Consider the following 22533-nt stretch of genomic DNA (forward strand, 5'->3'; position numbering starts at 1 on the left):
CTTAAACATCCAGATCCAGCGCAAGCGCATGAATGCGCCCGATCAGCTCGGGTCCAAGCGCTGTATGCACGGCACGATGACAAGAAACACGATTTTTCCCTTCAAAAACAGAACTTCGCAGCATGACATTAAAGTGGCTCTGCCCCGCAGCTGGCGCCCCGGAATGGCCTGCATGACTGGCGCTGTCATCGACCACGACAACCTCGCGCGGATTGAACGCGGCGCGCAGCTTGTCTTCAATTTCTTGCCGAACGGTCATTTCACCTGACATTTTTTTCATTCACCCCCTTCAATCTCTGTCCGCAGACTCTAAACTTGTGGGCCTGAGTCTGGAAAGGACCCCTTCCCATGCCCAAACACGATCCATTTGGTTTTGATATGTCCGTGTCTTCTGCAAAGAAGAAGAACCCGCGCGGACGCAGGGGTATGTCAGGCGCGTCCGAAACGTCCACTCGGGTGTGTGATCACGAGGGTTGCGAAGAAGCAGGCAAGTTTCGCGCGCCCAAAGCGCCGGATGTGCTGGATGATTTCTTCTGGTTCTGTCAGCAGCACGTGCGCGAGTACAACACCAAGTGGAACTTCTTTGACGGCACGACCGAGGCCGAGATCAACGCCCAGCAGTCCAAGGACAAGGTGTGGGAACGCCAGACCAAGCCTATGGGCGACCCCGAAGCGCGCGCGTGGGCACGCTTGGGCATCGAGGACCCGCACCAGGTGCTGGGCAAGAACGCGACGCAGAACCCCGGTCGCGGTGGCTCTGCTGCGGCCCGTCGTTTGCCGCCCACTGAAAAGCGCGCCATCGAGATCCTGGACGCCACGGCCGATGCGACCAAGGCCGAAGTGCGCAAGGCCTACAAGGCGCTCATCAAGGTGCTGCACCCCGACATGAACGGCGGAGATCGCAGCCAGGAGGAGCAGCTGCAAGAGGTTGTGTGGGCTTGGGACCAGATCAAAGACAGCCGAAATTTCAAATAGATACCTGCCTTTCCACACGCAAGACGACATGAACAAGAGCCGCCGACAACACCCAGACGGCGGCGACCACCCAACTGGTGGTGATGCCATCGCCGACGGCCAAAAGGCCCAGAGGAGCTGCCTCCGTCATGGCAGTGACGAAACCACCGGCCACGCCGTAACGCATATCGGCTCCTGATAGGCCGAACGGCACCGCAGCGATGGCCGCCCCTAGTGCGGTGGCGACCGGCCAGGCCAAGATGCAGATCACCACGCCTATCAACCCACTGCGGCCCAATGCGCTGGCCAGGATGGCGCCTGCGCAAGCCGCACCAAAAACAGCTGTCAAAGTCAGAAGCCATGTTGGTGGCAGAAAGCGCGCCAAATCGCCGCCCCACAGGCTCATGGCTTGCGCTGTTGCACCACCACCTATGCCGGTCAGGATGGCGCTGTGCATTCGAATGGAGGGTTGGATGAAGCATGTCACGATGAGATTTCCTTTGTTGACGATCCCAATGTGACCAAGGGTTGTGCAGAGACTGATCTGCTGCTTGTGCAGGTCTTGCGCAATTTCCAGGGCTACCCGCCCCCTTCCCCTTGCCCTTTCCGGCTATATGTTGCACCACGATCAGCGCGCCCATCCGGGGCGCGTTTTCTATGCTGAAGGACAATTTGAGATGGCGGACGGTGGAATGGACATCAATGCAAAACCAACCGAGGAAATCTCGGTCCGCGAAGTGTTCGGCATTGATACGGACATGGTGGTCAAGGGTTTTGCAGACCGGACAGAGCGCGTGCCCGAGTTGGACAGCACCTACAAGTTCGATCCCGACACCACGCTGGCGATCCTTGCGGGCTTTTCCCACAACCGTCGTGTGATGATCCAAGGCTATCACGGGACGGGCAAGTCGACACACATCGAACAGGTGGCGTCGCGTCTGAACTGGCCTGCGGTCCGTGTGAACCTCGACAGCCACATTTCCCGCATCGACCTGATTGGCAAGGATGCCATCAAGTTGAAGGACGGAAAGCAAGTCACTGATTTCCAAGAAGGTATCCTGCCCTGGGCCTTGCGCAACCCCACCGCCATCGTGTTCGACGAATACGACGCGGGCCGCGCCGACGTGATGTTCGTGATCCAACGTGTGCTGGAGGTGGACGGCAAGCTGACGCTTCTTGACCAGAACCAGGTGATCAACCCCCACCCCTATTTCCGCATCTTTGCGACAGCCAACACGGTCGGTCTGGGCGATACGACGGGCCTGTATCACGGGACACAGCAGATCAACCAAGGCCAGATGGACCGCTGGTCGCTGGTGGCAACGCTGAACTACCTGTCGATCGATGCCGAAACGGCAATCGTACTGGCGAAAAACCCGCACTACAACACCGCCGAGGGTCGCAAGACCGTCAAGCAGATGGTGACCGTTGCCGACCTGACCCGCACCGCATTTATGAACGGTGACTTGTCGACCGTGATGTCGCCTCGGACGGTGATCTCTTGGGCACAGAACGCCGAGATTTTCCGTAACGTGGGCTATGCGTTCCGCCTGTCCTTCCTGAACAAATGCGATGAGCTGGAGCGGCAGACAGTGGCCGAGTTCTACCAGCGTCTGTTCGACGAGGAACTGCCGGAAAGCGCGGCGAGTGTCAGCTTGGGGTAAGACTTCATGCACGTAACGGCCAAAGTTGGGACGGCAATCTGCCTTATGTTAGCCGCTGCTTGCGAAAATGCTCCAGAATCGGAAAAGCAAACTGCGTGGCTTGCAGAAGTTCCTCTACGACAGCAGGTTCGGTCAGGAGCAATCAACGAGTATGAAACCTACCTGCAGTGCATGGCTGTATCCAGGGTTTTCATCGACTCCATTGGTACGTTTGATCTGGCTGGGCCATTGCCGGATCCAGACGCGACACTCACTGCTTTAAAAACCTACTCGGACTTTAAAGCTCTCGCAGAGCAACCTAAGTTCCACCCATCCAACTTCGCCGAGGCTGGTCGCAAAAGACGTGTGAAAGAAGGTTCTGAAACCTTTTCAAAGAATTACAATAAGATCATCGATGCCAGCAGCGTGAAAGTTACCGTCACCGGACAGGCGCCAAGTGTACTGGCAAATGACAGACGTTTTTGCGCATCTGTTCGATCACAACAGTCTCAAACGCTGGTGCAACTCAAGCCGGGTTCGTAGAATTTGAGAAGCTTTGGCCGTGTAGGAGTAAGCGCATGCATATTGGCCTAATCGGAGGCATCGGACCTGCGGCGACCATTGTGTATTACCAGCGCTTGACCGATGCTATGCGTGCGCTGGTTGCACCTTTGGAACTGACCATTGTCAATACGGAGGCCTCGACCTTGCTTGCTAACAATTTGGCCGGGGACACGGCGGCGCAGGCGCAAATTTACGTTGGTCTCATTAAACGGCTGAAGGCGGCCGGTGCCGAGTGCGCGGCCATCACGTCGCTGGGCGGACATTTCTGTTTTGACGAGACTGTTGCGTTGTCAACATTGCCTTTGGTCAGCGCGGTAAGCCCACTTGATGCATTCTTTGCCGCAAATGGCTTTGAAACGGTGGGATTGCTTGGAACGGGCGTCGTCATGCGTACGCAGTTGTATGGCCAGCTTGAACGCACCAAGGCCGTTACGCCGCAAGATATCGACGGAGTTGGAACGGCCTACACCGACATGGCCTTGGCTGGTGCCTGCACAGACGAGCAACGCGCCTTTTTCATCGAAGAAGGGCGCAAACTGGTCGATGCGGGGGCGCAAGCTGTTGTGTTGGCTGGCACCGATCTCAACCTTGCTTTTGACGGGCGCGACTTGGGCTATGAAGTCATCGACGCGCTTGATATCCATGTGGATGTGCTGGTTGCCCTTGCGACCGGGCGCGCCACCCTGTCTGACCATTCCGTAGGCGGTTCTGCATGAGCACCCAAAACGACAACCCCGCCGATCCCTTCAAGAAGGCCCTCGCCGAGGCAACCAAGGTCATGGCGAATGATCCCGAGTTGAACGTCTCCTACTCTGTCGATCCAGCGGGGGTGTCGGGCGATTCCATGCGGTTGCCACAGGTTTCCCGTCGTATGACCCGCGAAGAGGTGTTGCTGGCCCGTGGGACCGCCGACGCACTGGCCCTGCACCGCCGCTATCACAACGGACAGACTCATGCGCGCTACTCCCCTCAAGGAGAGATGGCGCGCGATCTATACGAAGCCATGGAAACCGCCCGATGCGAGGCGATGGGTGCGCGGGACATGCCGGGCACTGCCGGCAACATTGATGCCAAGATTGCCAATGAAGCCCTGCGCAAAGGCTATGATCAGTGCAAGCAAGCCTCTGACGTGCCCTTGGCTGCCGCGGCCGGTTATCTGGTGCGCCATCTGGCAACCGGTCGCCCCCTGCCGGCCGGGGCTGAGAATGCCATGGAGCTGTGGCGCGGCTTTATCGAGGATCAGGCCGGCGGCACGCTGGAAAACCTTGGTGACATTCTGGACGACCAAACGGCCTTTGCTCGTTTTGCGCGGCAGGTGATCACGGACCTCGGTTATGGTGATCAGTTGGGTGACGATCCTGATCAGCTGGACGAGGATCAGGAAGACCAGGCCGAGGAAGGCCAGGAAGAAGAGCAGGAACCCGACAGCACTGGTCAGGACGATCAGGACGAAGAGAACGCCGAAGGCACACCTGAAAGCTCGCAGGACGAGACGCAGGATGCCTCAGAGGCCCAGGTGTCCATGGATGACATGGCCGATCAGGAGATGGGCGAAGAGGCGGAGATGCCCGAAGGCGAGGCGCCGCTGGAGCCCCCTGCCCCGCAGCCGGTGTCCGAGGCTGATCCGGACTACAAAGTTTACCTCGACACCCATGACGAAGAGATCGGCGCCGAGGATCTGGCCGAGCCGGTCGAGTTGGAACGGCTGCGTGCCTATCTGGATCAACAGTTGGAGCCTCTGAAGGGTGCCGTGAGCCGTCTGGCCAACAAGTTGCAGCGGCGTTTGCAGGCGCAACAGAACCGTAGCTGGGAGTTCGACCGCGAGGAAGGAATTCTGGACGCCGGGCGTCTGGCGCGCGTGGTAGCGAACCCGACGACGCCGCTGTCCTTCAAGGTCGAAAAGGATACTGAATTCCGCGATACGGTCGTCACGCTGCTGCTCGACAATTCTGGGTCCATGCGTGGGCGTCCGATTTCAATTGCGGCCATCTGTGCCGACGTTCTGGCCCGCACGCTTGAGCGGTGCAATGTGAAGGTTGAGATCCTCGGCTTCACCACCCGCGCATGGAAAGGCGGCCTTGCCCGTGAGGCGTGGCTGAACGATGGACGCCCCAGCCAGCCCGGGCGTCTGAACGACCTGCGCCATATCATCTACAAGTCCGCCGATGCGCCCTGGCGCCGGACACGGCCCAATCTGGGGCTGATGATGAAAGAAGGCCTGCTGAAGGAAAACATCGACGGTGAGGCACTGGAATGGGCGCATCGCCGGATGGCGGGGCGTCCCGAAGCACGCAAGATTCTGATGGTGATTTCGGATGGCGCGCCGGTCGATGACAGTACCTTGTCCGTGAACCCGGCCAACTATCTGGAAAAACACCTGCGGGATGTGATTGCGATGGTCGAACGGAAGAAAGCCGTTGAATTGTTGGCCATCGGGATCGGGCATGACGTGACCCGCTATTATGACCGCGCGGTGACCATTACCGATGTCGAACAATTGGCGGGGGCGATGACTGAACAATTGGCTGCGCTGTTTGACAGTGATCCACGTGCGCGGGCGCGTGTCATGGGGATGAAGCGCGCGGGTTGAGATCGACCCTTCGGGGAAAGTTTTTTAGCAAGATGAAGGTGGATCATGTTCCAGAGCTTTGAGGTCACTTCACGCCCCGAACAAGGTCCACCCCGTTTGGCCGCGCTGCGCGCTGAATTGGACACCGAGGGTCTGGACGGGTTTCTGATCCCGCGCGCAGATGCGCATCAGGGCGAATATGTTTCGCCACGCGATGAACGGTTGGCATGGTTGACCGGATTCACAGGCTCTGCCGGGTTTTGTGCCGCCTTGCGGGACGTGGCAGGCGTATTCATTGACGGGCGGTATCGCACCCAGGTGAAGGCACAGGTCGCTTCCGACTACACCCCTGTGCCATGGCCCGAGGTGTCCCTCGCAAGTTGGCTGAAGGACCAGCTGCCCGAAGGCGGCAAGGTGGGTTTTGACCCCTGGTTGCACACGCCGGGACAGATCGCGCAGGCAGAGGACGAGCTGAAAGGGACTTGCATTGAACTTGTGCAATGCGAGAACCTTGTGGACCGCATCTGGGATGATCAACCCGCACCGGCAGCAGAACCAGCCAAGGTGCATCCGCTGGACTTTGCGGGCGAGTCCCACAAGGACAAGCGCACACGGCTGGCCCGGACGCTTTCGGACGCAGGTGCAAAGTCGGCCGTCATCACCCTGCCCGACAGCCTGTGCTGGCTGTTGAACATCCGTGGTTCTGACATTCCCCGCAATCCAATTGCGCAGGGCTTCGCCATCCTGCACGCCTCAGGGGCGGTCGATCTGTTCATGGATGCGATCAAGCTTGTCGAGGTGCGCGATCATCTTGGGGATAACGTGACCTGCCATGCGCCAGACAGCTTTCTGAGTGCGCTCGCTGATTTGGAGGGGCCGGTGCGCCTTGAAAAATCGTCGGTCCCCGTGATCATTGCGGATGCCATCGGGGATCGCGTGCAATGGGGGGACGACCCCTGTGCCCTTCCCAAGGCCTGCAAGAATGCCGCGGAGATTGCGGGCACTGCCGAAGCGCATTTGCGCGATGGTGCTGCAGTGGTCGAGTTGCTGGCGTGGCTGGACCGACAGGCCCCCGGCAGCTTGCGCGAAACGCAGGTTGTCACGCAGTTGGAACAGTATCGTCGGCGCGACAACGCCCTGCAGGACATCAGTTTCGAGACAATCGCGGGGACCGGGCCGAATGGCGCCATCATGCACTACCGCGTGACGGAAGAGACAGACAGCACGCTTGAGAATGGTCATCTGATCGTTCTGGACAGCGGCGGCCAGTATCTGGACGGCACCACGGACATCACACGGACAATTGCCATTGGTGCCCCCCCGACGAGGCGCGCACCGCATTTACCCGCGTGTTGCTTGGCATGATCGGCATGTCCCGCCTGATCTGGCCGGTCGGACTGGCTGGACGGGATATCGAGGCGATTGGCCGGGCCCCTTTGTGGTATGCGCACCAGGATTTTGATCATGGGCTTGGTCATGGTGTCGGTACGTATCTTTCGGTGCATGAGGGACCGCAGCGCCTGAGCCGCCTCAGCACCGTGCCTTTCAAGCCCGGCATGATCCTGTCGAACGAGCCGGGATATTACCGGGAAGGTGGGTTCGGCATTCGGATCGAGAACCTGATTGTCGTGGAAAAAGCGGAGTGTCCACCCGGCGGCGACGCCCATCGAGAGATGCTCAGCTGGCGGACACTGACCTTCGCGCCCATTGATCGGCGATTGATCGTGCCGGACATGCTGGACGCAACGTCACGTACGTGGCTTAACGCCTACCACGCTGAAACTATTGAGAAAATTGGCCCTCGCGTATCGGATGAAACCCGAGAGTGGCTCACGCAGGCTTGCGCGCCCCTGTAAGTCTGGCCGCGGTTTCATTGATCTGTTACACCTGCCCTTCATCACGGCAAGAACACTGACGACAGGAGGCGCAGGCATGGCTGATCACATCAAGATCCGCAAGGCACCCGGCACATGGACAGTACGTGCAGGAGGGGCCGTTCTGGGCGAAAGCAGCAATGCGCTTGAGCTGAGTGAAGGTGACTATCCCGCCGTCATCTATTTCCCGCGTGGTGACATTGCGATGGCGTTTCTTGATCGCACAGACAAGACCACCCATTGCCCGCACAAGGGCGACGCCAACTATTTTTCCGTCGTCACAAAATCTCAGACGTTGGCGAATGCTGTCTGGACCTATGAGGACCCCAAAGGCGACGTTGCGCGGATCAAGGACCACCTTGCTTTCTACGGCGGCAACGGCGTCACGGTCGAGGAAATCTGATTAGCTATGCTCTTCTGCCGCGGTGGCGGCGAGCGCGCGGTTGTAAGCCTTCAGCGCATCGACGTGGAACAACGCGCCCTGCAATTCCGGGGCCGCGTTTTCGCCCGTCAGCGTGACCACCGGAATGAAGGGCACCATTGTGCTGTCAAAAATCGGCAACGCGGCTTCCAGCGTCGCGCTTTCATCGACATAAATACCGTCTGAGATCATGTCCCAGCAGCGTGCTTCGTCAGCCATGCGGGCATCGCCCGGTTTGCGCATGACGGACCCGACCCGGAACATTGCCAAAAGGTAGGCCTGCGGGCCAGCGGCAAGATGCACACCCCGCCGTTCCAGTTGGGTCAGGAAGAAAGACCGATCCACAAGCCGCGACGACAGCGCTGTCGACATGGATACAGCCACCATCACGGCAAGCCCCGTTTGCCAGTCGCCTGTCAATTCGAACACAATCAGCGTCGTGGAAATCGGCGCGCCCAAAACGGCGGCGGCCACAGCCCCCATACCTGCAAGCGCGTATAACGTGACGGACCCCGATACATCCGGGAAAATCCCCGTCGCAACAAGCCCGAAGCTAAGCCCGGTGAGCGCCCCGATCATCAGCGAGGGAGAAAACACACCGCCCCCCATACGCCCTGCCATGGTGATGGCGACCGCTGCAGTTTTCATCACGATGAACACCATCACCTCGTTCAGGGCAAGTTGCCCGGTCAGAGCCATCGATGTGGTTTCATACCCCACCCCGATGATGTGGGGATAGAAAATTGCCATCCCACCCAGCAATGCGCCAGCCATTGCGGGCCGTAGCCAGCGGGGCATCCCAGTTCGACGCTGAAACTGTGACGCAAAATCGTCCGTCCAGAAGATGGAACGCATGAGAACCACCGACACCAGACCGCACAAAAGACCAAGAATAAGGAATGCAGGCAGCTCTTGATAAAACACAAGTTCGTTTGCTTCGGGCAGCCTGAACTCTGTCACATCGCCAAATTCCAGACGGTTGATGACGGTTCCGGCGACCGACGCGATGACGATGGGGGCAAAGGCATGTACCGCGAAATGACGCAGCACCACCTCAAGGGCAAAGAGCGCCCCGGCGATAGGCGCATTGAAGCTGGCAGAAACGGCGGCGGCCACAGCGCAACCAAGCAAGTCGCGCCCCGTGACGCCATCCGCCTTGATCCAGCGACACACCTTGGTCGAGATCACAGCGGCGATGTGCACCACTGGCCCCTCTCGTCCTGTCGAACCACCTGTAGAGAGTGTGATGAAGCTGGCGAAAGCGGAGGCCACCCCTGCCCGCGTGCTGACACGCCCATCGCGCAGGGCAGCCCCTTCGATCACGTCCGCAACGCTGCGGGCAACGGCATCCTTGGTGAAATTGTGCAGGATCAAACCGGTGATCAATCCACCGACAATCGGAATGACCAGAATCCAGTACCACGGCAGGGACGACGCGAATGTGTGCAGGTATTGCACATCCTCGGTCCCGTACAGAAATGCCTGCAGCGCCTCGATCCCCTTGCGGAAAAACAGGGCCGCAAATCCGGCAGCAATCCCGATGGCAAGCGCGATGAACCAGAACTGGATTTGACTGGGACCGCGGCGGCGCAACACATGCCAACCATCCTTGCAGGCGGTGACTGCAAGGTCGAGTTGCTGGGACAGAACAGATCGGTCGGGGGCGGACATGAGGCCGGGCTACATAGATACGTGGCTGCTCAAGGGTTACGCCCTTTGCTGCGCCTGCGAAAGCCCTCGCACCATCACAGAGCGGCGACTGTGACCTTAACCGCTCAGCAGCGCGCGTGCTGCGCCACGGGCTTCATCCGTAATCGTGTCGCCCGCAAGCATGCGCGCAATCTCATCCACGCGCTCAGGCGCCGCAAGCGGCACAACCTGCGAGGTGGTCATGCCGCGCAACACCTGCTTTTCCACGCGCCAGTGGTGTGCACCCAATGCCGCCACCTGCGGTGAGTGGGTCACCACCAGCACTTGCCCCGTTTGGGCAATCTGGCTCAACCTGCGGCCCACGGCATCAGCCGTCGCGCCGCCAACCCCGCGGTCAATCTCGTCAAAAATCATGGTGAGGCCAGATTGTTCGCGCGTCAGGCACACCTTGAGGGCCAGCAGAAAACGGCTGAGTTCACCGCCCGATGCAATCTTGTTCAGGGGGCCAGACGGTGCACCCGGGTTCGTGGCAACGGTGAACGCAACTGCATCGCGTCCGTCAGGCCCAGGCTCATCCGCAGTGATCTGGGTTTCGAAAATCGCCCGCTCCATCTTGAGCGGGGCCAGCTCCGCCATCACGGCCTTGTCCAGCGCCTTGGCCGACTTCCGACGCGCCGCGCCAAGTTTTTCTGCTGCTGTGTCATAGGCCGCTTCGGCCTCTGCCAAAGCCAATTGCAGGCGGCCCAGATCGGCATCCCCTGCGTCCAGCGCAGACAGTTTTGCGCGCAACCCATCCGCAAATGTGGCCAGGTCATCCGGGGACACATCGTGCTTGCGCGCCAACCCGCGAATGGCGAACAACCGTTCTTCGGTATCCTCCAGCTCGGTCGGGTCAAAAGTCAGATGATCCAGTGCGGATACGATACCGTCCGTTGCCTCGTCCAACTCGACCATCGCACGCGCCAATGCGGCAAGGGGCGCATCAAGTTGGCCCTCGGCCTTGTCAGCAACACCATCAAGCCAGCGGATGGCATCACTCATGGCCCCTTCGGCCCCGTCATGGCCCAGTATCTGGTGCGCGCGCTGCACATCTTCGCGAATGCGCTCAGCCCCTTGCATCAATCGGCGTCGGGTGTCGAGCTCGGCCTCTTCCCCGGGCTGTGGATCAAGAGTATCCAGCTCAGCAACCGCGTGCCGCAGGAAATCCCCTTCATCCCGGATGGCCGCCATCGCCGCTTCGGCTGCGGCCATGGCCTTACGTGCCTGGCCCATTGCCCGCCACGCTTTGCGCGTCTTGCTGCGCGCAGCATCAAGCCCCGCAAATTCATCCAGGATAACGCGGTGACCGCGCGGGTTCAGCAAACCACGGTCATCATGCTGGCCGTGCAATTCGATCAAAGTGTCAGAGAGCGCACGCAGCACTTCACCCGAACAACGCCGGTCGTTCACCCAAGCCGTTTTGCGCCCATCCACAGTATTTATACGCCGCAGGATCAACTCGTCTTCGGCTGGCAATCCCGCCTCATCCAACACGGCCCGCGCGGGATGATCATCGGGCAGGTCAAACCATGCTGTCACCTCGCCCTGGGCAGCCCCCTGGCGCACCAGATCAGCACGACCGCGCCACCCCAAAACGAAACCAAGGCTGTCCAGCAAGATGGATTTGCCCGCGCCTGTTTCTCCGGTCAACACGTTGAGGCCGGGCTGGAACTGCAATTCCAGCCGGTCGATAATCAGCATGTCGGAAATATCCAACCCGCGCAGCATTAACAGACCCTCATTAAGGTCGACAGGCCCCGCCCTAAGATCAGAGCCACCGTCCCCGGATCATCTGTCGATAGATCTGCGACAGCCAATTGTTTCCGCGCGCGTTCGGTTCAAGACCTTGACCCGTCAGCAGGTTGAAGCTGTCCTGATACCATTCCGTGGCTTGGAAGTTGTATCCAAGGATGGCGCCAGCGGTCTGTGCCTCATCCGTGAGGCCGAGCGACAGATAGGCTTCGACCAGACGGTGCAACGCTTCGGGCGTATGGCTCGTAGTTTGGAAATCCTCGACCACAACACGGAAGCGATTGATCGCGGCCGAAAAGTTGTCGCGGCGCAGGTAATAGCGACCGATCTCCATCTCTTTCCCGGCCAAGTGGTCGAATGCGAGATCAAATTTCAGGATCGAAGATCTGGCATATTCACTGTCCGGGTAGCGTTCGATGACCTCACGCAGCGACTGCAACGCCTGGAAGGTCAGCCCCTGATCCCGGCCAACTTCGTCAATCTGGTCATAGTAGCTCAGCGCAAGCAGGTACTGGGCATAGGCCGCATCATCATCATCCGGGTAGAAATCGATGAAACGTTGCGCGGCGGACCTGCTGTTCGGATAATCCTTGTCCCGGTGATGGGCAAAGGCCTGCATGATCAGCGCCCGTCGCGCCCAGTCAGAGTATGGGTAAAGCCGTTCAATTTCCGAGAAATAGAAGGCTGCTTCCGGCAGCTCTCCCTGTTCAAGTTCGAACTCGCCCCGCTCAAATATCTGCTGTGCGGTGAAGTTTTCGAGCGGTACTTCCTCACGGTTGAAAAAGCCGCCTGTGGTTGGTCGCCCGCTGCTGTTGCCGCAAGCCGCAACAAGAGCGGTTATCGTTACGACAGCCGCGAGACGCGTCATGGATTTTACGCGGGTCATTCCTTGCCACCCCCAAGATGCTCAGCACCGCCCATTTCAGGCTGTTTGCCCGTCTCTAGCACAAAGTTTCGGGAGGATGAAATGACGATTTGTCCGGATGGCGCGGATCAGGCGACTTCAGGGATTTCATCCCATACCAAGCCCGATCCGGGCAGGCGCGCCGTCATCTCAGCGTCGCAGGTCACCATGCGCACAGCGTCTGGTGTTGCGAACAGTTCACGCAGCAACTGATTGGTCAGCGTATGGCCAGCACGCGTGCCCGTATAGTGGCCAATAATCGGCGCTCCGGCCAACGCCAGGTCACCAAGTGCATCCAGCATCTTGTGGCGTACAGGCTCATCCGAATGGCGCAAGCCGCCCGGGCTCGATACCCGATCTCCGTCAAAAACAACCGCGTTCACACCGGGCGTACCGCCCAGGGCCAAGCCGTTGGCCTGCATCTGTTTTACGTCATCCTTGCGGCAGAAAGTACGGCTGTCGCTCAGTTCGCGCGCAAAACTGCCATTGGACATGTTCAGAGACTTCGACTGGCGCCCGATAGCTGCATCCGCGAAATCAATATGGAAGTCGATCCGCACAACATCCGAAGGCGCAATGGTGGCTGTCGCATCCCCTTGGGTGACAGTGACCGGCTTCAGCACTTCGAACGCGCGCACACGCGCAGGCAGACGACGCAGACCGCGCCGCATGATGCCACGTACAAACGGCAGAGCCGAGCCATCGACGATTGGCACTTCCGGGCCGTCAATTTCGATCAGGGCGTTGTGGACACCGCAGCCTGCAATGGCAGCCATGATATGTTCCACGGTCCCAACAGACACACCCGCCTCATTCACGAGTGTCGTGCACAAAGGGGATTGGCGAACCACGTCGTAGCGCGCCGGGATCAGCGCATCGCGATCCGAGATGTCAGTACGTCGGAACCAGATGCCATGTTCCGCCATGGCCGGACGCACAGTCAAACGCGCAGGTTTCCCGGAATGCAATCCGCATCCGGTAAAAACAACTGGTCCTTTGACGGTCGTTTGCACGGGGCCCACCCATTACAGTTTCATGACATCGCCAGAGCTAAGGTGGCACGGGCAAACACTCAACTCACTCTTTGCAACGGTATGAAACATGGATGTAACGACTGCGCAGCAATGCGCGCATGCGTCAGTAAGTATTTGGAAAGTATAAATTAAAAGGGCTGCCTCAAGGCAGCCCTCATGCCGGTTTGTGACCGGTTTTTAGTTTGCTTGGCGCCGCAGGAAGGCCGGAATTTCAATCCGTTCCTGATCTGGGTCAACCGCTTCGGCTGGACGAGGTGCCGGTGCGGGTGCCGGAGCCGCGCCATTTCCCTGCACCGGAGGCTGCTGACGCGCAGGACGTTCTTGCGCTGCCGGTGCGCCTTCGGCAGTGCCGGTCATGCGATTGATCAACGAGTTGATACCGAAGCGCGGTTTCTCTGCAGCCGACGCGGCAGGCTGTGCGGGTTGCGGTGCAGGAGCCGCAGCAGGTGCGGCTTTTTGCGTGGCAGCGCGCAAACGGGCCAATGCCTCGGGCGATGGGGTGCCGGGCGCAGGTGCGCGAGGAGCGACGAATTCTTCTGCGGGTGTGATTTCCGGATCCGGCTTCGGTTCGAACGCAGCCACCTGCGGTTGGTAGGCGGGCGGGGGCAGATCATCCCCTGCCGCGGCTGGAGCTTCATCCGCAAAGATGTCCTCGGCCATGTCCTGTGCTGCCACCTTTTGAACGTCCATCTCCTGGAACAGCGATGGTTCTTCTGCCGCCGCTGCAACCGGGGCTGGCGCAGGTTCTGGCATAGGATCTGCTGCCGGAACATGCACAGTTTCTTCCGACATGACGGTCTGGCTGAGCGGTGCTGCCATGGAGCGGCGCGGCACAGGGATTTCGCTGTTTACGTCGGATGCGTCAATGCCTGTCGCAACCACGCTTACGCGCATGTTGCCTTCCATCGCTGTGTCGAGGGTCGAACCCACGATGATGTTCGCATCTGGATCGACCTCTTCGCGGATGCGGTTGGCCGCTTCGTCCAGTTCGAACAGGGTCAGGTCGTGTGCGCCGGTGATGTTGATCAGAACACCCTTCGCACCGCGGAGCGAGATTTCGTCCAGCAGCGGGTTCGCAATGGCCTTCTCGGCGGCCTGGATTGCGCGATCTTCGCCATCCGCTTCGCCTGTGCCCATCATGGCCTTGCCCATTTCGTCCATCACGGCGCGCACGTCTGCAAAGTCGAGGTTGATCAGGCCAGGACGCACCATCAGGTCAGTCACGCCCTTAACACCTTGATAAAGCACGTCATCAGCCATGCTGAACGCTTCGGTAAAGGTCGTTTTCTCGTTCGCCAGACGGAACAGGTTCTGGTTGGGGATGATGATCAGCGTGTCGACCATCTTTTGCAGCGATTCAACGCCATCCTCGGCCTGACGCATCCGCTTGGCGCCCTCGAATTGAAAGGGCTTGGTCACGACGCCAACGGTTAGAACACCCAATTCGCGGGCCGCTTGCGCGATGATCGGCGCGGCCCCAGTGCCGGTGCCGCCGCCCATACCGGCTGTGATGAAGCACATGTGCGCGCCAGCCAGGTGGTCCACGATCTGCTCAATTGATTCTTCGGCTGCTGCGGCCCCCACGGATGCGCGCGCCCCTGCGCCAAGACCCTCGGTCACCTTGATACCCAACTGGACCCGGTTGGTCGCGGCGGACTGTTGCAGCGCCTGCGCATCGGTGTTGGCAACGACGAATTCGACGCCATCCAGTTGTTTTTCAATCATGTTATTGACGGCGTTGCCACCAGCACCGCCAACACCAAACACGGTGATGCGGGGTTTCAGCTCGTCATGTCCGGGCATGGAGAGGTTGAGGGTCATAGATCGGTTCCGCCTGTCTGGTTTGCCGCATTCGCGGGTGTTTTTGTGCCTAAATCCCCGCAATCTTAGCGATTCAACGCCCCAACGTCACCCACAAATCGCAGTTTCACCGCAAAATATGGCCATATTCGAATGATGATCCGCAAAATTTCGCCGAAACATGCACATCTTGGGTCTCAAAGCGGCAATGACACAAGCAACACAACAGCGCGCGCCGCGAGGGCGTGCAAAGAACGGGTTTGGGTGCAAACTGCTCGGTCTGCCATGTGTTGCGGCCTGCCATGTGCCGCGCGCCTCTTTCGGGCGTTGGACGCAGGGTGGTCCATAACGCCCTGACAATCAAGCGATTCCCTAGCTCAGCGGCACCTCCGGACACCCCAGATCTTGATCGTTGAACCGCGCCAATTGGCTTTGCCCAAAGCTACGCCCCAGACCAAAGACCATAAGAGTCCCCTCTGTGTCGTAAGGCACCCAGCACACCCGCTCGGTCTGGTCTAGATCACGGTAAAGGAAGCAGACCTGCCCGTCGGGCGTCGTGATTTCACCATATACGCATCTGTTTTCGCGACCGCGCCAAACGGAAAGCCTTGGGGATAGGAACTGCTCGACGCCAACCAGATTGCCTCGGCTGCGATCATAGAACGAAACTGTTTTACCCGTGACCCTTGCCAGAAACTTTTCGGGGGCGATCCGCTGTTGGGCCGTGCCCGGTTGCCCAAACAGCACCACCAGCACAATCGCGAATAGGCGGTCGCCTACCAATTGTCGCGGAACCATTTGACCGCGCGGCGCAGCGAGCGCGCAGGATAGCGATCAGCAGGAATATCGAAATCCCACCATTCGTCTTGCGGATGGGCTGCAAACAGGGCCAGACCAACAGCCGACGCAAAGCCGGGCCCGGTCGCCGCCTGCGGCAAACCGTGAACACGCAGAGGCCGGCCCAGACGCACCTGCTGGCCCAGGATTTTAGAGGCGAGACCGTCAAGGCCGGGGATCTGGCTACCGCCGCCAGTTAGTACAATCTGCTGGCTGGGAAGGTGATCAAACCCGGCAGCATCCAGACGGGCGCGTACTTCCTCCAGAATCTCTTCCACACGGGGGCGCATGATTCCAATCAGTTCGGCCCGAGACGCCGTGCGACGATCATGTTCATAGTCACCGGTATCACCACCGATTTCGATCATTTCGCGGTCGTCCATACCGGTGGCGTGCACGCCGCCATAGAACGTCTTGATCCGTTCGGCATTGGCCATAGGCACCTGCAAACCCATGGAAATGTCGCTGGTCACATGGTCCCCGCCCATGCGCACCGCATCGCCATAGATCATGTGTTTCTTGATAAAGATCGACACGCCCGTCGATCCACCGCCCAGATCAATGCACGCAGAACCAAGCTCTTGTTCATCTTCGACAAGCGCCGCAATCCCCGACGCGTAGGAAGACGATGCAATACCCGCCAACTCCAGATCACAGCGCTTGATACAATGGGCAAGGTGCTGCACGGCTGATGCGTCAACCGTCAGCATATGAAGATCAACGGCCAATTCATTGCCCAACTGGCCGCGCGGATCAGACAGGCCCGAGCGATGATCGAGCGCGAAGTTCACAGGCTGCGCATGCAGCACCTCGCGTCCTTCCCCGTAGTCCGGCACATCGCAGCGCGACAGCACGCGCGCCACATCCTGTTCTGAGACGACACCGCCCTCAAGATCAAGCCGCGCATCAAGGCCATAGCTGCGCGGTTCAGCCCCCGCAAAACATGCGATCACGTGATCCACGCGGATACCGGCCATCTTCTGTGCAGCCTGCAACGCAGTGCGAATGGCACGCTCGGTTTCCTGCATGGCGCAGATCTCACCAAAGCGCACCCCACGCGACCGGGTTGTCGCGGCCCCGATGACCCGAAAGCCGGATTGCCCGGCCAGCGAACCGATCTCACCCTCTTCGCCCAGTTGGTTCGTGCCGTCAAAACGCAGAACCAGACAGGCAATTTTCGAACTGCCGACATCAAGGATTGCCACGACACCCCGCTGCATCGCGATCTTGCGCATGTTACGCATGCTGCGCTGGCTGGCATAAAGGTCGGTCATCACTACTACTCGGTCCCCGGGGTCAACTGTCTCGATACGCCGCCATTCGGCGGTGGAATTGTCTGTCATGCGCACGGTCGGGCGATCCTCCAAACGCAGGTCGATGCGGGCGATGTCGCGCTTCAACACCTCGTCCACACCATCAAGGGCAATCACCCGCTCCAGCGCCTGCACCGCACCGTCTGCGGGCAGCATGATGCGTTGGTTGCGGTCCAAAACGACGTCCCAACGCCGGTCACCCAGGCGGACAAGCCCGCGCATCCGGTCACCAAGCGGTGCGCCCGCTGCGATCAGCTTCATGGCCTCATCCACGTGGCTCGCGGCTCCCTCCCCCGCGATCACGGGCAGATCGGGACGCAGCCCACGCCGTGCAATCGGTCGAACCAGTGCTCCGGCGTCATCAATCAGGGTCAAACCCTCGGGCTTGCGCCAGATGGCAATGGGAACCCGGGGCGTGATGTCCACCTGCAAGACACCGCCCGGGCGGATCCGCACAGAGGCTTCCTTGACCGGGGGCATCTCGCGCACCGTTGCGCGGATGGTTGCCGGATCAAGGTCAAAGGAGGAAATCGGGAAATCGAGCGGAACAGCCGTGCGGATGGCTTCGGACAATTCAGTGTCCGCGCCATCAATGGCCATGAGGTTCACCATGAATTCCGGGCGTTGTTCGATGCTCGCACGGGCCTCGGCAACCGTGGCATGAATGGCGGCCTGGGTGTCAGGATTTGACAGCCACCATGTCGCGGCACCAAATGACAGGACAAACGGCACGCCCGCGCGCAGCATCAGCCGGATACCGGGCGTCAGCATCAACCGCTGCATCCGCCATGACCAGCGCGAAGGTGCCGGGTCGGCGCGCTTTACCTGTTGCATGACGCATCCTCCACCATCCAGGCACAGAACTCGCCAAAGGACATGCCCGCCGCCTGCGCCTGCTCGGGCGTCAGCGACGTTGGGGTCATGCCAGGCTGCGTGTTGATTTCAAGCAGGATCAAACCTGTGGCGCCCTTGCTTTCATCCCAACGGAAATCGGTGCGCGTCACACCTCGGCACCCAAGCGCCTGGTGCGCGCGCAACGCATAATCCTGACACATGTCGGCAATTTCAGAAGGCACATCCGCCGGGATCACATGGCGCGATCCACCGGGTTTGTACTTGGCGTCGTAGTCGTACCAGCCATCGGTGATGATGTCGGTCACACCCAACGCGCGATCCCCCATCACGGTGGTGGTCAGCTCGCGCCCATGCGCGAAGGCTTCGACCATGACCTCTTCGGGCATGTCGTCACTCAGGCGCGGCGGGCTGTTGGCCCCCTCGTTGACGAGGTAAACACCAACGCTCGACCCTTCATTGTTGGGCTTCACGACATAGGGCACCGGCATAACATGATCGGCCATCACGTCCTCTTTCGATCGGATGACACTGTCGACAACCGGCAAACCAACTGTACGAAAGACGTCCTTGGTGCGCTGTTTGTCCATGGCAAGCGCCGAGGCCAGCACCCCGGAGTGCGAATACGGGATACCCAACCATTCAAGAATACCTTGGACACAGCCATCTTCGCCCCAACGGCCATGCAGGCAGTTCAGGACCGCATCAGGCGATATTGATTGCAAAACGGAAACAAGGTCGGGGCCGGCATCGACCTCAACCACATCATATCCCATGTCCCTCAGCGCGGCTGCGCAGGCCTGTCCCGTTGACAACGACACCTCGCGCTCAGCCGAGGGGCCACCCTTTAACACCGCCACTTTGGAACGTCTGCTCGACTGCCCCAACATGTGCCTCTAAGTCCCGGGGTCCTTTTGCGAACCCTCGATTTATACGCCGATTTTCGGCCTGCCTTGCGCGTGGAACCCTATGCCGGATCACCAATACGCATGATTTCCCATTCTAGCGTGATGCCACTGGAATCGTAAACCTTTTTTCGCACTTCTTCGCCCAATCCTTCGAGATCGGCGGCGGTCGCCTGCCCAGTGTTGATCATGAAGTTGGAATGCTTCTCGCTCATCTGCGCCCCACCGCGCCGCGCGCCACGCAGGCCCGCGTCATCGATGACCTTCCAAGCCTTCAGATCGTGCACATCGTCGTCCTTCCCGGTGGACGAGAACCCTGCCGGGTTACGGAACGTGGACCCTGCGCTACGGTCCTTGGTGGGCTGGGTCGCATCGCGTTTGGCCAATTGGTCCGTCATGCGCGCATGCAACTCTTGCGGGTCGCCCTTGGGCCCGCGCAGCGTCACATGGGTCAGGACCGCGCCCTGGGGCAGGTCGGTTTGGCGGTATTGGAAGTTCAGGTCGCTGGCGTCCAAGGTAGTGATCGTGCCATCCCTCAGCACGATGTGCGCCTTCACAAAAACATCTGCCGTGTAGCTGCCATAGCAGCCCGCATTCATGCGCACAGCACCACCGATGGCACCCGGAATGGTGCGCAAAAACGTCAGATCAATGCCTGCATCCGCTGCTTTGCGGGCGACATGTGCATCAAGTGCCGCCGCCCCTGCCGTGACCGTATCACCCTCCACTTCGATGCCGTTAAAGCCGCGTCCCAGACGGATCACCACGGCCCGCAGGCCGCCATCGCGCACGATCAGGTTGCTGCCAACCCCCATGGGAAAGACCGGGGCAGACGGGTCAAGGGCAGAGAGAAACGCGCTCAGATCCTCGATGTCAGCAGGTTGGAAAAACCAATCCGCCGGGCCGCCAACACGCAACCAGGTCAGGCCGGACAAGTCCTTGTTCGGGGTCAGTGTGCCGCGTACGGCTGGCAGGTCATAACTCATGCCGCTGCAATGCCGCCATGGGTGGAAGAGGTCAAGTCGCCTTGGCGTGACGGCGGATCAAGCCGCAAAACACAGCGCCGCCCAGCAACCCGGAGGCCATGGGCAATGCCACCAAAAAGGTAGCAACCACCACAGCAAAACCATCACCCGGAAGCGTGGTGGGCGCCAGACTGACCCACAAGACCGCCGAGGCCAGCAGAATGAATACGGCTGCCAAACTGCGCAACATGAAACGCGAGGCCATCGACCATCCAGCTACAATACCCAAACCAAGCGCCGTAAGCGCAATTGCATACATCATCGGATCACCCTCCCTTTGATCCAGCGGCTCAGGTAGATGACCGGCCACCGCAGAATGCTCATCCCCGCGACCATAACGACAAGACCCAGCCAGGGACCATGCTGCCACGTGACGTAACCGATAATCGGAATACCAATGGCAATCAGCGCATACGCATTGGTCCAATGGTTGTCCCGGCTTGGCATCATGGCAAGCACGTTTGCCGCGACGCCCCAAAGGCACGCAAGTATCAGGGAAAGGCTCATGAACGGAGCTCCGGCGGAAGTTGAGGATTTTGGCCACGGGCCTTGGCCAGGAAATAGCGCAGCGGGTTGCGAAACATCGACACAAACGCGGCAAGAGCGAGGGCACCCGCCCACCAGGCAACGCTGATGCCAACCCACAGGATCAACGCAGGCGCTACGATCAAGAGAGTGACACCAGGAATGTATTGATGGCGCATGGGCAGCATCGCGACAACCGTCGCGGCAAAGACCCACCCGATGCACGCCCAGATCAACATCAGCCGCCCCCTCCAAAGCGTTTGCCAAGCGTCCAGCCCAACATCAACGCCAGCGCTGCCGGACCGGCAAAGAACAACGGTGACCCCGGCGTACCTGCAAACAGATTGTACAAGCTGAGGATCACGCAGAGCACGATCAACGCACCCAACACCATGGGCAAGTTACGCATGCGCAGCAGGATACCGACGGGCATCATCAACAAGCCAAAGATGATCGCGAGGGTACTCACGCAGCCCCCTTGTGCAATCTCGTGGGCAAGCCATTGGCCCATGCGCTGATCGACCCGGCCCCAAGGCACACGACCATATCACCGGGACGCGCCTGTTCGCGCACCAACCGTTCAAGATCATTCTCGTCCACGACGGCGCGGGCGTGGCGGTGGCCATGACGGATCAGGCCCGCAACCAGATCATCGCGGCTGGCCCCTTCAATCGGGTCTTCACCCGCGGCAAAGATGTCCGCGATGCCCACAACATCGGCATCATTGAAACAGGAACAGAAATCATCGAAATGATGATGCAGCCGCGTATAGCGGTGCGGCTGGTGAACCGCGATCACGCGGCCCGTTGTCGCTTGGCGCGCAGCTTTCAACACGGCAGCAATCTCCGTTGGATGATGGCCGTAGTCGTCGATGATCGTAATGCCTTCAACCTCGCCCACGCGGGTAAACCGACGGTTAACGCCGCCGAAATTGGCAAGAGCGGTGCGGATCTCATCCGCCTTCATGCCCAGATGGCGGGCCACGGCCACAGCGCTCAAAGCGTTCGACACGTTATGATCGCCGGGCATCGGCAGGCTGCAACCCTCGATCACCTGATCCTCAGCCTGCAAGGCAATGTCGAAATGCGCCACGCCATTCTCATAGGTCAGGTTCATGGCCCGCACATCGGCTTGCGCGTTGAAGCCATAGGTCGTCACGCGGCGGTCAGTAATCTTGCCAACAAGGGCCTGCACATCCGGATCATCGGTGCAACACACCGCCAGACCATAGAACGGGATGTTCGACACGAAGTCATAGAAACCCTTGTGCAGCGCCTCTTCGGTGCCCCAATGCTCCATATGCTCAGGGTCGATATTGGTCACGATGGCAATCGTCGCGGGCAATCTGTTGAAGGTGCCGTCGCTCTCATCCGCTTCAACCACCATCCACTCGCCATCGCCCTTCCGGGCGTTCGAGCCATAGGCGTGGATGATGCCGCCATTGACGACTGTGGGATCAAACTTGCCCTCGTCCAACAGGGCCGCAACCATGGTTGTGGTCGTCGTCTTACCGTGGGTTCCGGCCACGGCGATGTTCGACCGCAAGCGCATCAGCTCGGCCAGCATCTCGGCCCGCCGCACGATGGGCAATCCGCGCGCACGGGCGGCGTCAAGTTCAGCGTTTCCCGGCTTGATGGCGGACGAAATCACAACCACCTCGGCCTGTTCGACATTCTTGGCATTCTGCCCGACAAAGATATGCGCGCCCAATTCCTGCAACCGATCCGTGATCGGCGTGCGTCTAAGATCCGACCCCTGCACGACATAGCCGTGGTTCAACAGCACCTCGGCGATGCCAGACATCCCAATCCCGCCGATACCGACGAAGTGAATTGGTCCCACATCTCCGGGCAGTTTGGTTGCGGCATTCAT

General features: G+C 59.8%; 22 protein-coding genes and 2 pseudogenes. 7 read left to right on the forward strand and 17 right to left on the reverse strand.

Features of this window, described 5'->3' with window-relative positions; genetic code table 11:
* Position 1: 1 nt before the first annotated feature.
* Entirely contained in the window at positions 2–259 is a 258-nt protein-coding gene (locus ACZ1HN_RS16705) for a BolA family protein (protein WP_472729342.1), read from the reverse strand.
* Between the two features lie 89 nt (positions 260–348).
* Between ACZ1HN_RS16705 and ACZ1HN_RS16710 the strand changes: the two genes are divergently transcribed.
* Positions 349–975, forward strand: coding sequence for a J domain-containing protein (locus ACZ1HN_RS16710; RefSeq protein ID WP_299200746.1), 627 nt, complete (start codon positions 349–351; stop codon positions 973–975).
* Here ACZ1HN_RS16710 and ACZ1HN_RS16715 read toward each other — a convergent pair.
* Positions 968–1441 (reverse strand): hypothetical protein, encoded by a 474-nt coding sequence (locus tag ACZ1HN_RS16715; RefSeq protein WP_299742160.1) that lies wholly within the window; start codon positions 1439–1441, stop codon positions 968–970. The genes ACZ1HN_RS16710 and ACZ1HN_RS16715 overlap by 8 nt on opposite strands.
* A 190-nt stretch (positions 1442–1631) precedes the next feature.
* Here ACZ1HN_RS16715 and cobS point away from each other — a divergent pair, with 190 nt between their 5' ends.
* The 6 genes and pseudogenes from cobS (at position 1632) to ACZ1HN_RS16745 (ending at position 8007) form a co-directional block, all read left to right on the forward strand.
* Positions 1632–2618, forward strand: coding sequence for a cobaltochelatase subunit CobS (gene cobS, locus ACZ1HN_RS16720; RefSeq protein ID WP_299200750.1), 987 nt, complete (start codon positions 1632–1634; stop codon positions 2616–2618).
* A 6-nt stretch (positions 2619–2624) separates the two neighbouring features.
* Positions 2625–3140 carry a hypothetical protein gene (locus tag ACZ1HN_RS16725; RefSeq protein WP_472728317.1) on the forward strand — a complete coding sequence of 172 codons (516 nt, stop codon included), beginning with the start codon at positions 2625–2627 and terminating at the stop codon, positions 3138–3140.
* A gap of 35 nt (positions 3141–3175) precedes the next feature.
* A complete protein-coding gene (locus ACZ1HN_RS16730; RefSeq protein WP_472728318.1) occupies positions 3176–3877 on the forward strand; it encodes an aspartate/glutamate racemase family protein in 702 nt (233 codons plus the stop codon).
* On the forward strand, positions 3874–5751 hold the full coding sequence (gene cobT / locus ACZ1HN_RS16735; protein WP_299742165.1) for a cobaltochelatase subunit CobT: 1878 nt from the start codon (positions 3874–3876) through the stop codon (positions 5749–5751). The genes ACZ1HN_RS16730 and cobT overlap by 4 nt, the downstream gene beginning before the upstream one ends.
* A 45-nt stretch (positions 5752–5796) precedes the next feature.
* A pseudogene (locus ACZ1HN_RS16740) lies at positions 5797–7586 on the forward strand (aminopeptidase P family protein).
* A 76-nt stretch (positions 7587–7662) separates the two neighbouring features.
* Positions 7663–8007, forward strand: a complete 345-nt coding sequence (locus tag ACZ1HN_RS16745; RefSeq protein WP_299200757.1) for a DUF427 domain-containing protein — start codon at positions 7663–7665, stop codon at positions 8005–8007.
* Here the strand turns inward: ACZ1HN_RS16745 and ACZ1HN_RS16750 are convergent, their stop codons facing one another.
* The 15 genes and pseudogenes from ACZ1HN_RS16750 to murC form a co-directional block, all read right to left on the reverse strand.
* The gene (locus ACZ1HN_RS16750; RefSeq protein ID WP_472728319.1) at positions 8008–9696 is read right to left on the reverse strand and encodes a chloride channel protein; all 1689 of its coding nucleotides are present in this window, start codon (positions 9694–9696) and stop codon (positions 8008–8010) included.
* Positions 9697–9792: 96 nt separating this feature from the next.
* Complete coding sequence (recN, locus tag ACZ1HN_RS16755; protein WP_472728320.1) at positions 9793–11442, reverse strand: DNA repair protein RecN; 1650 nt, start codon at positions 11440–11442, stop codon at positions 9793–9795.
* Between the two features lie 40 nt (positions 11443–11482).
* Positions 11483–12352, reverse strand: coding sequence for an outer membrane protein assembly factor BamD (locus tag ACZ1HN_RS16760; RefSeq protein ID WP_472728321.1), 870 nt, complete (start codon positions 12350–12352; stop codon positions 11483–11485).
* 107 nt (positions 12353–12459) lie between these two features.
* Positions 12460–13383, reverse strand: a complete 924-nt coding sequence (gene lpxC, locus ACZ1HN_RS16765) for a UDP-3-O-acyl-N-acetylglucosamine deacetylase (protein ID WP_299200764.1) — start codon at positions 13381–13383, stop codon at positions 12460–12462.
* A gap of 198 nt (positions 13384–13581) precedes the next feature.
* Positions 13582–15225, reverse strand: coding sequence for a cell division protein FtsZ (gene ftsZ, locus ACZ1HN_RS16770; RefSeq protein ID WP_472728322.1), 1644 nt, complete (start codon positions 15223–15225; stop codon positions 13582–13584).
* A 351-nt stretch (positions 15226–15576) separates the two neighbouring features.
* Positions 15577–16002, reverse strand: coding sequence for a hypothetical protein (locus ACZ1HN_RS16775; protein ID WP_472728323.1), 426 nt, complete (start codon positions 16000–16002; stop codon positions 15577–15579).
* Entirely contained in the window at positions 15981–17315 is a 1335-nt protein-coding gene (ftsA, locus tag ACZ1HN_RS16780) for a cell division protein FtsA (protein WP_189369814.1), read from the reverse strand. The genes ACZ1HN_RS16775 and ftsA overlap by 22 nt, the downstream gene beginning before the upstream one ends.
* Before the next feature lie 105 nt (positions 17316–17420).
* A pseudogene (locus ACZ1HN_RS16785) lies at positions 17421–18188 on the reverse strand (cell division protein FtsQ/DivIB); the annotation flags it as partial.
* Positions 18176–19093 carry a D-alanine--D-alanine ligase gene (locus ACZ1HN_RS16790; protein ID WP_472729343.1) on the reverse strand — a complete coding sequence of 306 codons (918 nt, stop codon included), beginning with the start codon at positions 19091–19093 and terminating at the stop codon, positions 18176–18178. The pseudogene ACZ1HN_RS16785 and the gene ACZ1HN_RS16790, both read right to left, overlap by 13 nt.
* Positions 19094–19173: 80 nt before the next feature.
* Positions 19174–20097: a UDP-N-acetylmuramate dehydrogenase gene (gene murB / locus ACZ1HN_RS16795; RefSeq protein ID WP_472728324.1), complete on the reverse strand. Its 924-nt coding sequence runs from the start codon at positions 20095–20097 to the stop codon at positions 19174–19176.
* 31 nt (positions 20098–20128) lie between these two features.
* Entirely contained in the window at positions 20129–20398 is a 270-nt protein-coding gene (locus ACZ1HN_RS16800; RefSeq protein ID WP_299200777.1) for a hypothetical protein, read from the reverse strand.
* Positions 20395–20643, reverse strand: coding sequence for a DUF2484 family protein (locus ACZ1HN_RS16805; RefSeq protein ID WP_299200779.1), 249 nt, complete (start codon positions 20641–20643; stop codon positions 20395–20397). The genes ACZ1HN_RS16800 and ACZ1HN_RS16805 overlap by 4 nt, the downstream gene beginning before the upstream one ends.
* On the reverse strand, positions 20640–20900 hold the full coding sequence (locus tag ACZ1HN_RS16810; RefSeq protein WP_299699210.1) for a DUF2484 family protein: 261 nt from the start codon (positions 20898–20900) through the stop codon (positions 20640–20642). Before ACZ1HN_RS16810 ends, ACZ1HN_RS16805 begins: the two co-directional genes overlap by 4 nt.
* The gene (locus tag ACZ1HN_RS16815; protein WP_472728325.1) at positions 20900–21130 is read right to left on the reverse strand and encodes a hypothetical protein; all 231 of its coding nucleotides are present in this window, start codon (positions 21128–21130) and stop codon (positions 20900–20902) included. Before ACZ1HN_RS16815 ends, ACZ1HN_RS16810 begins: the two co-directional genes overlap by 1 nt.
* A complete protein-coding gene (gene murC / locus ACZ1HN_RS16820; protein ID WP_472728326.1) occupies positions 21127–22533 on the reverse strand; it encodes a UDP-N-acetylmuramate--L-alanine ligase in 1407 nt (468 codons plus the stop codon). The genes ACZ1HN_RS16815 and murC overlap by 4 nt, the downstream gene beginning before the upstream one ends.

This window comes from Tateyamaria sp. GN1-10 (assembly GCF_055693845.1).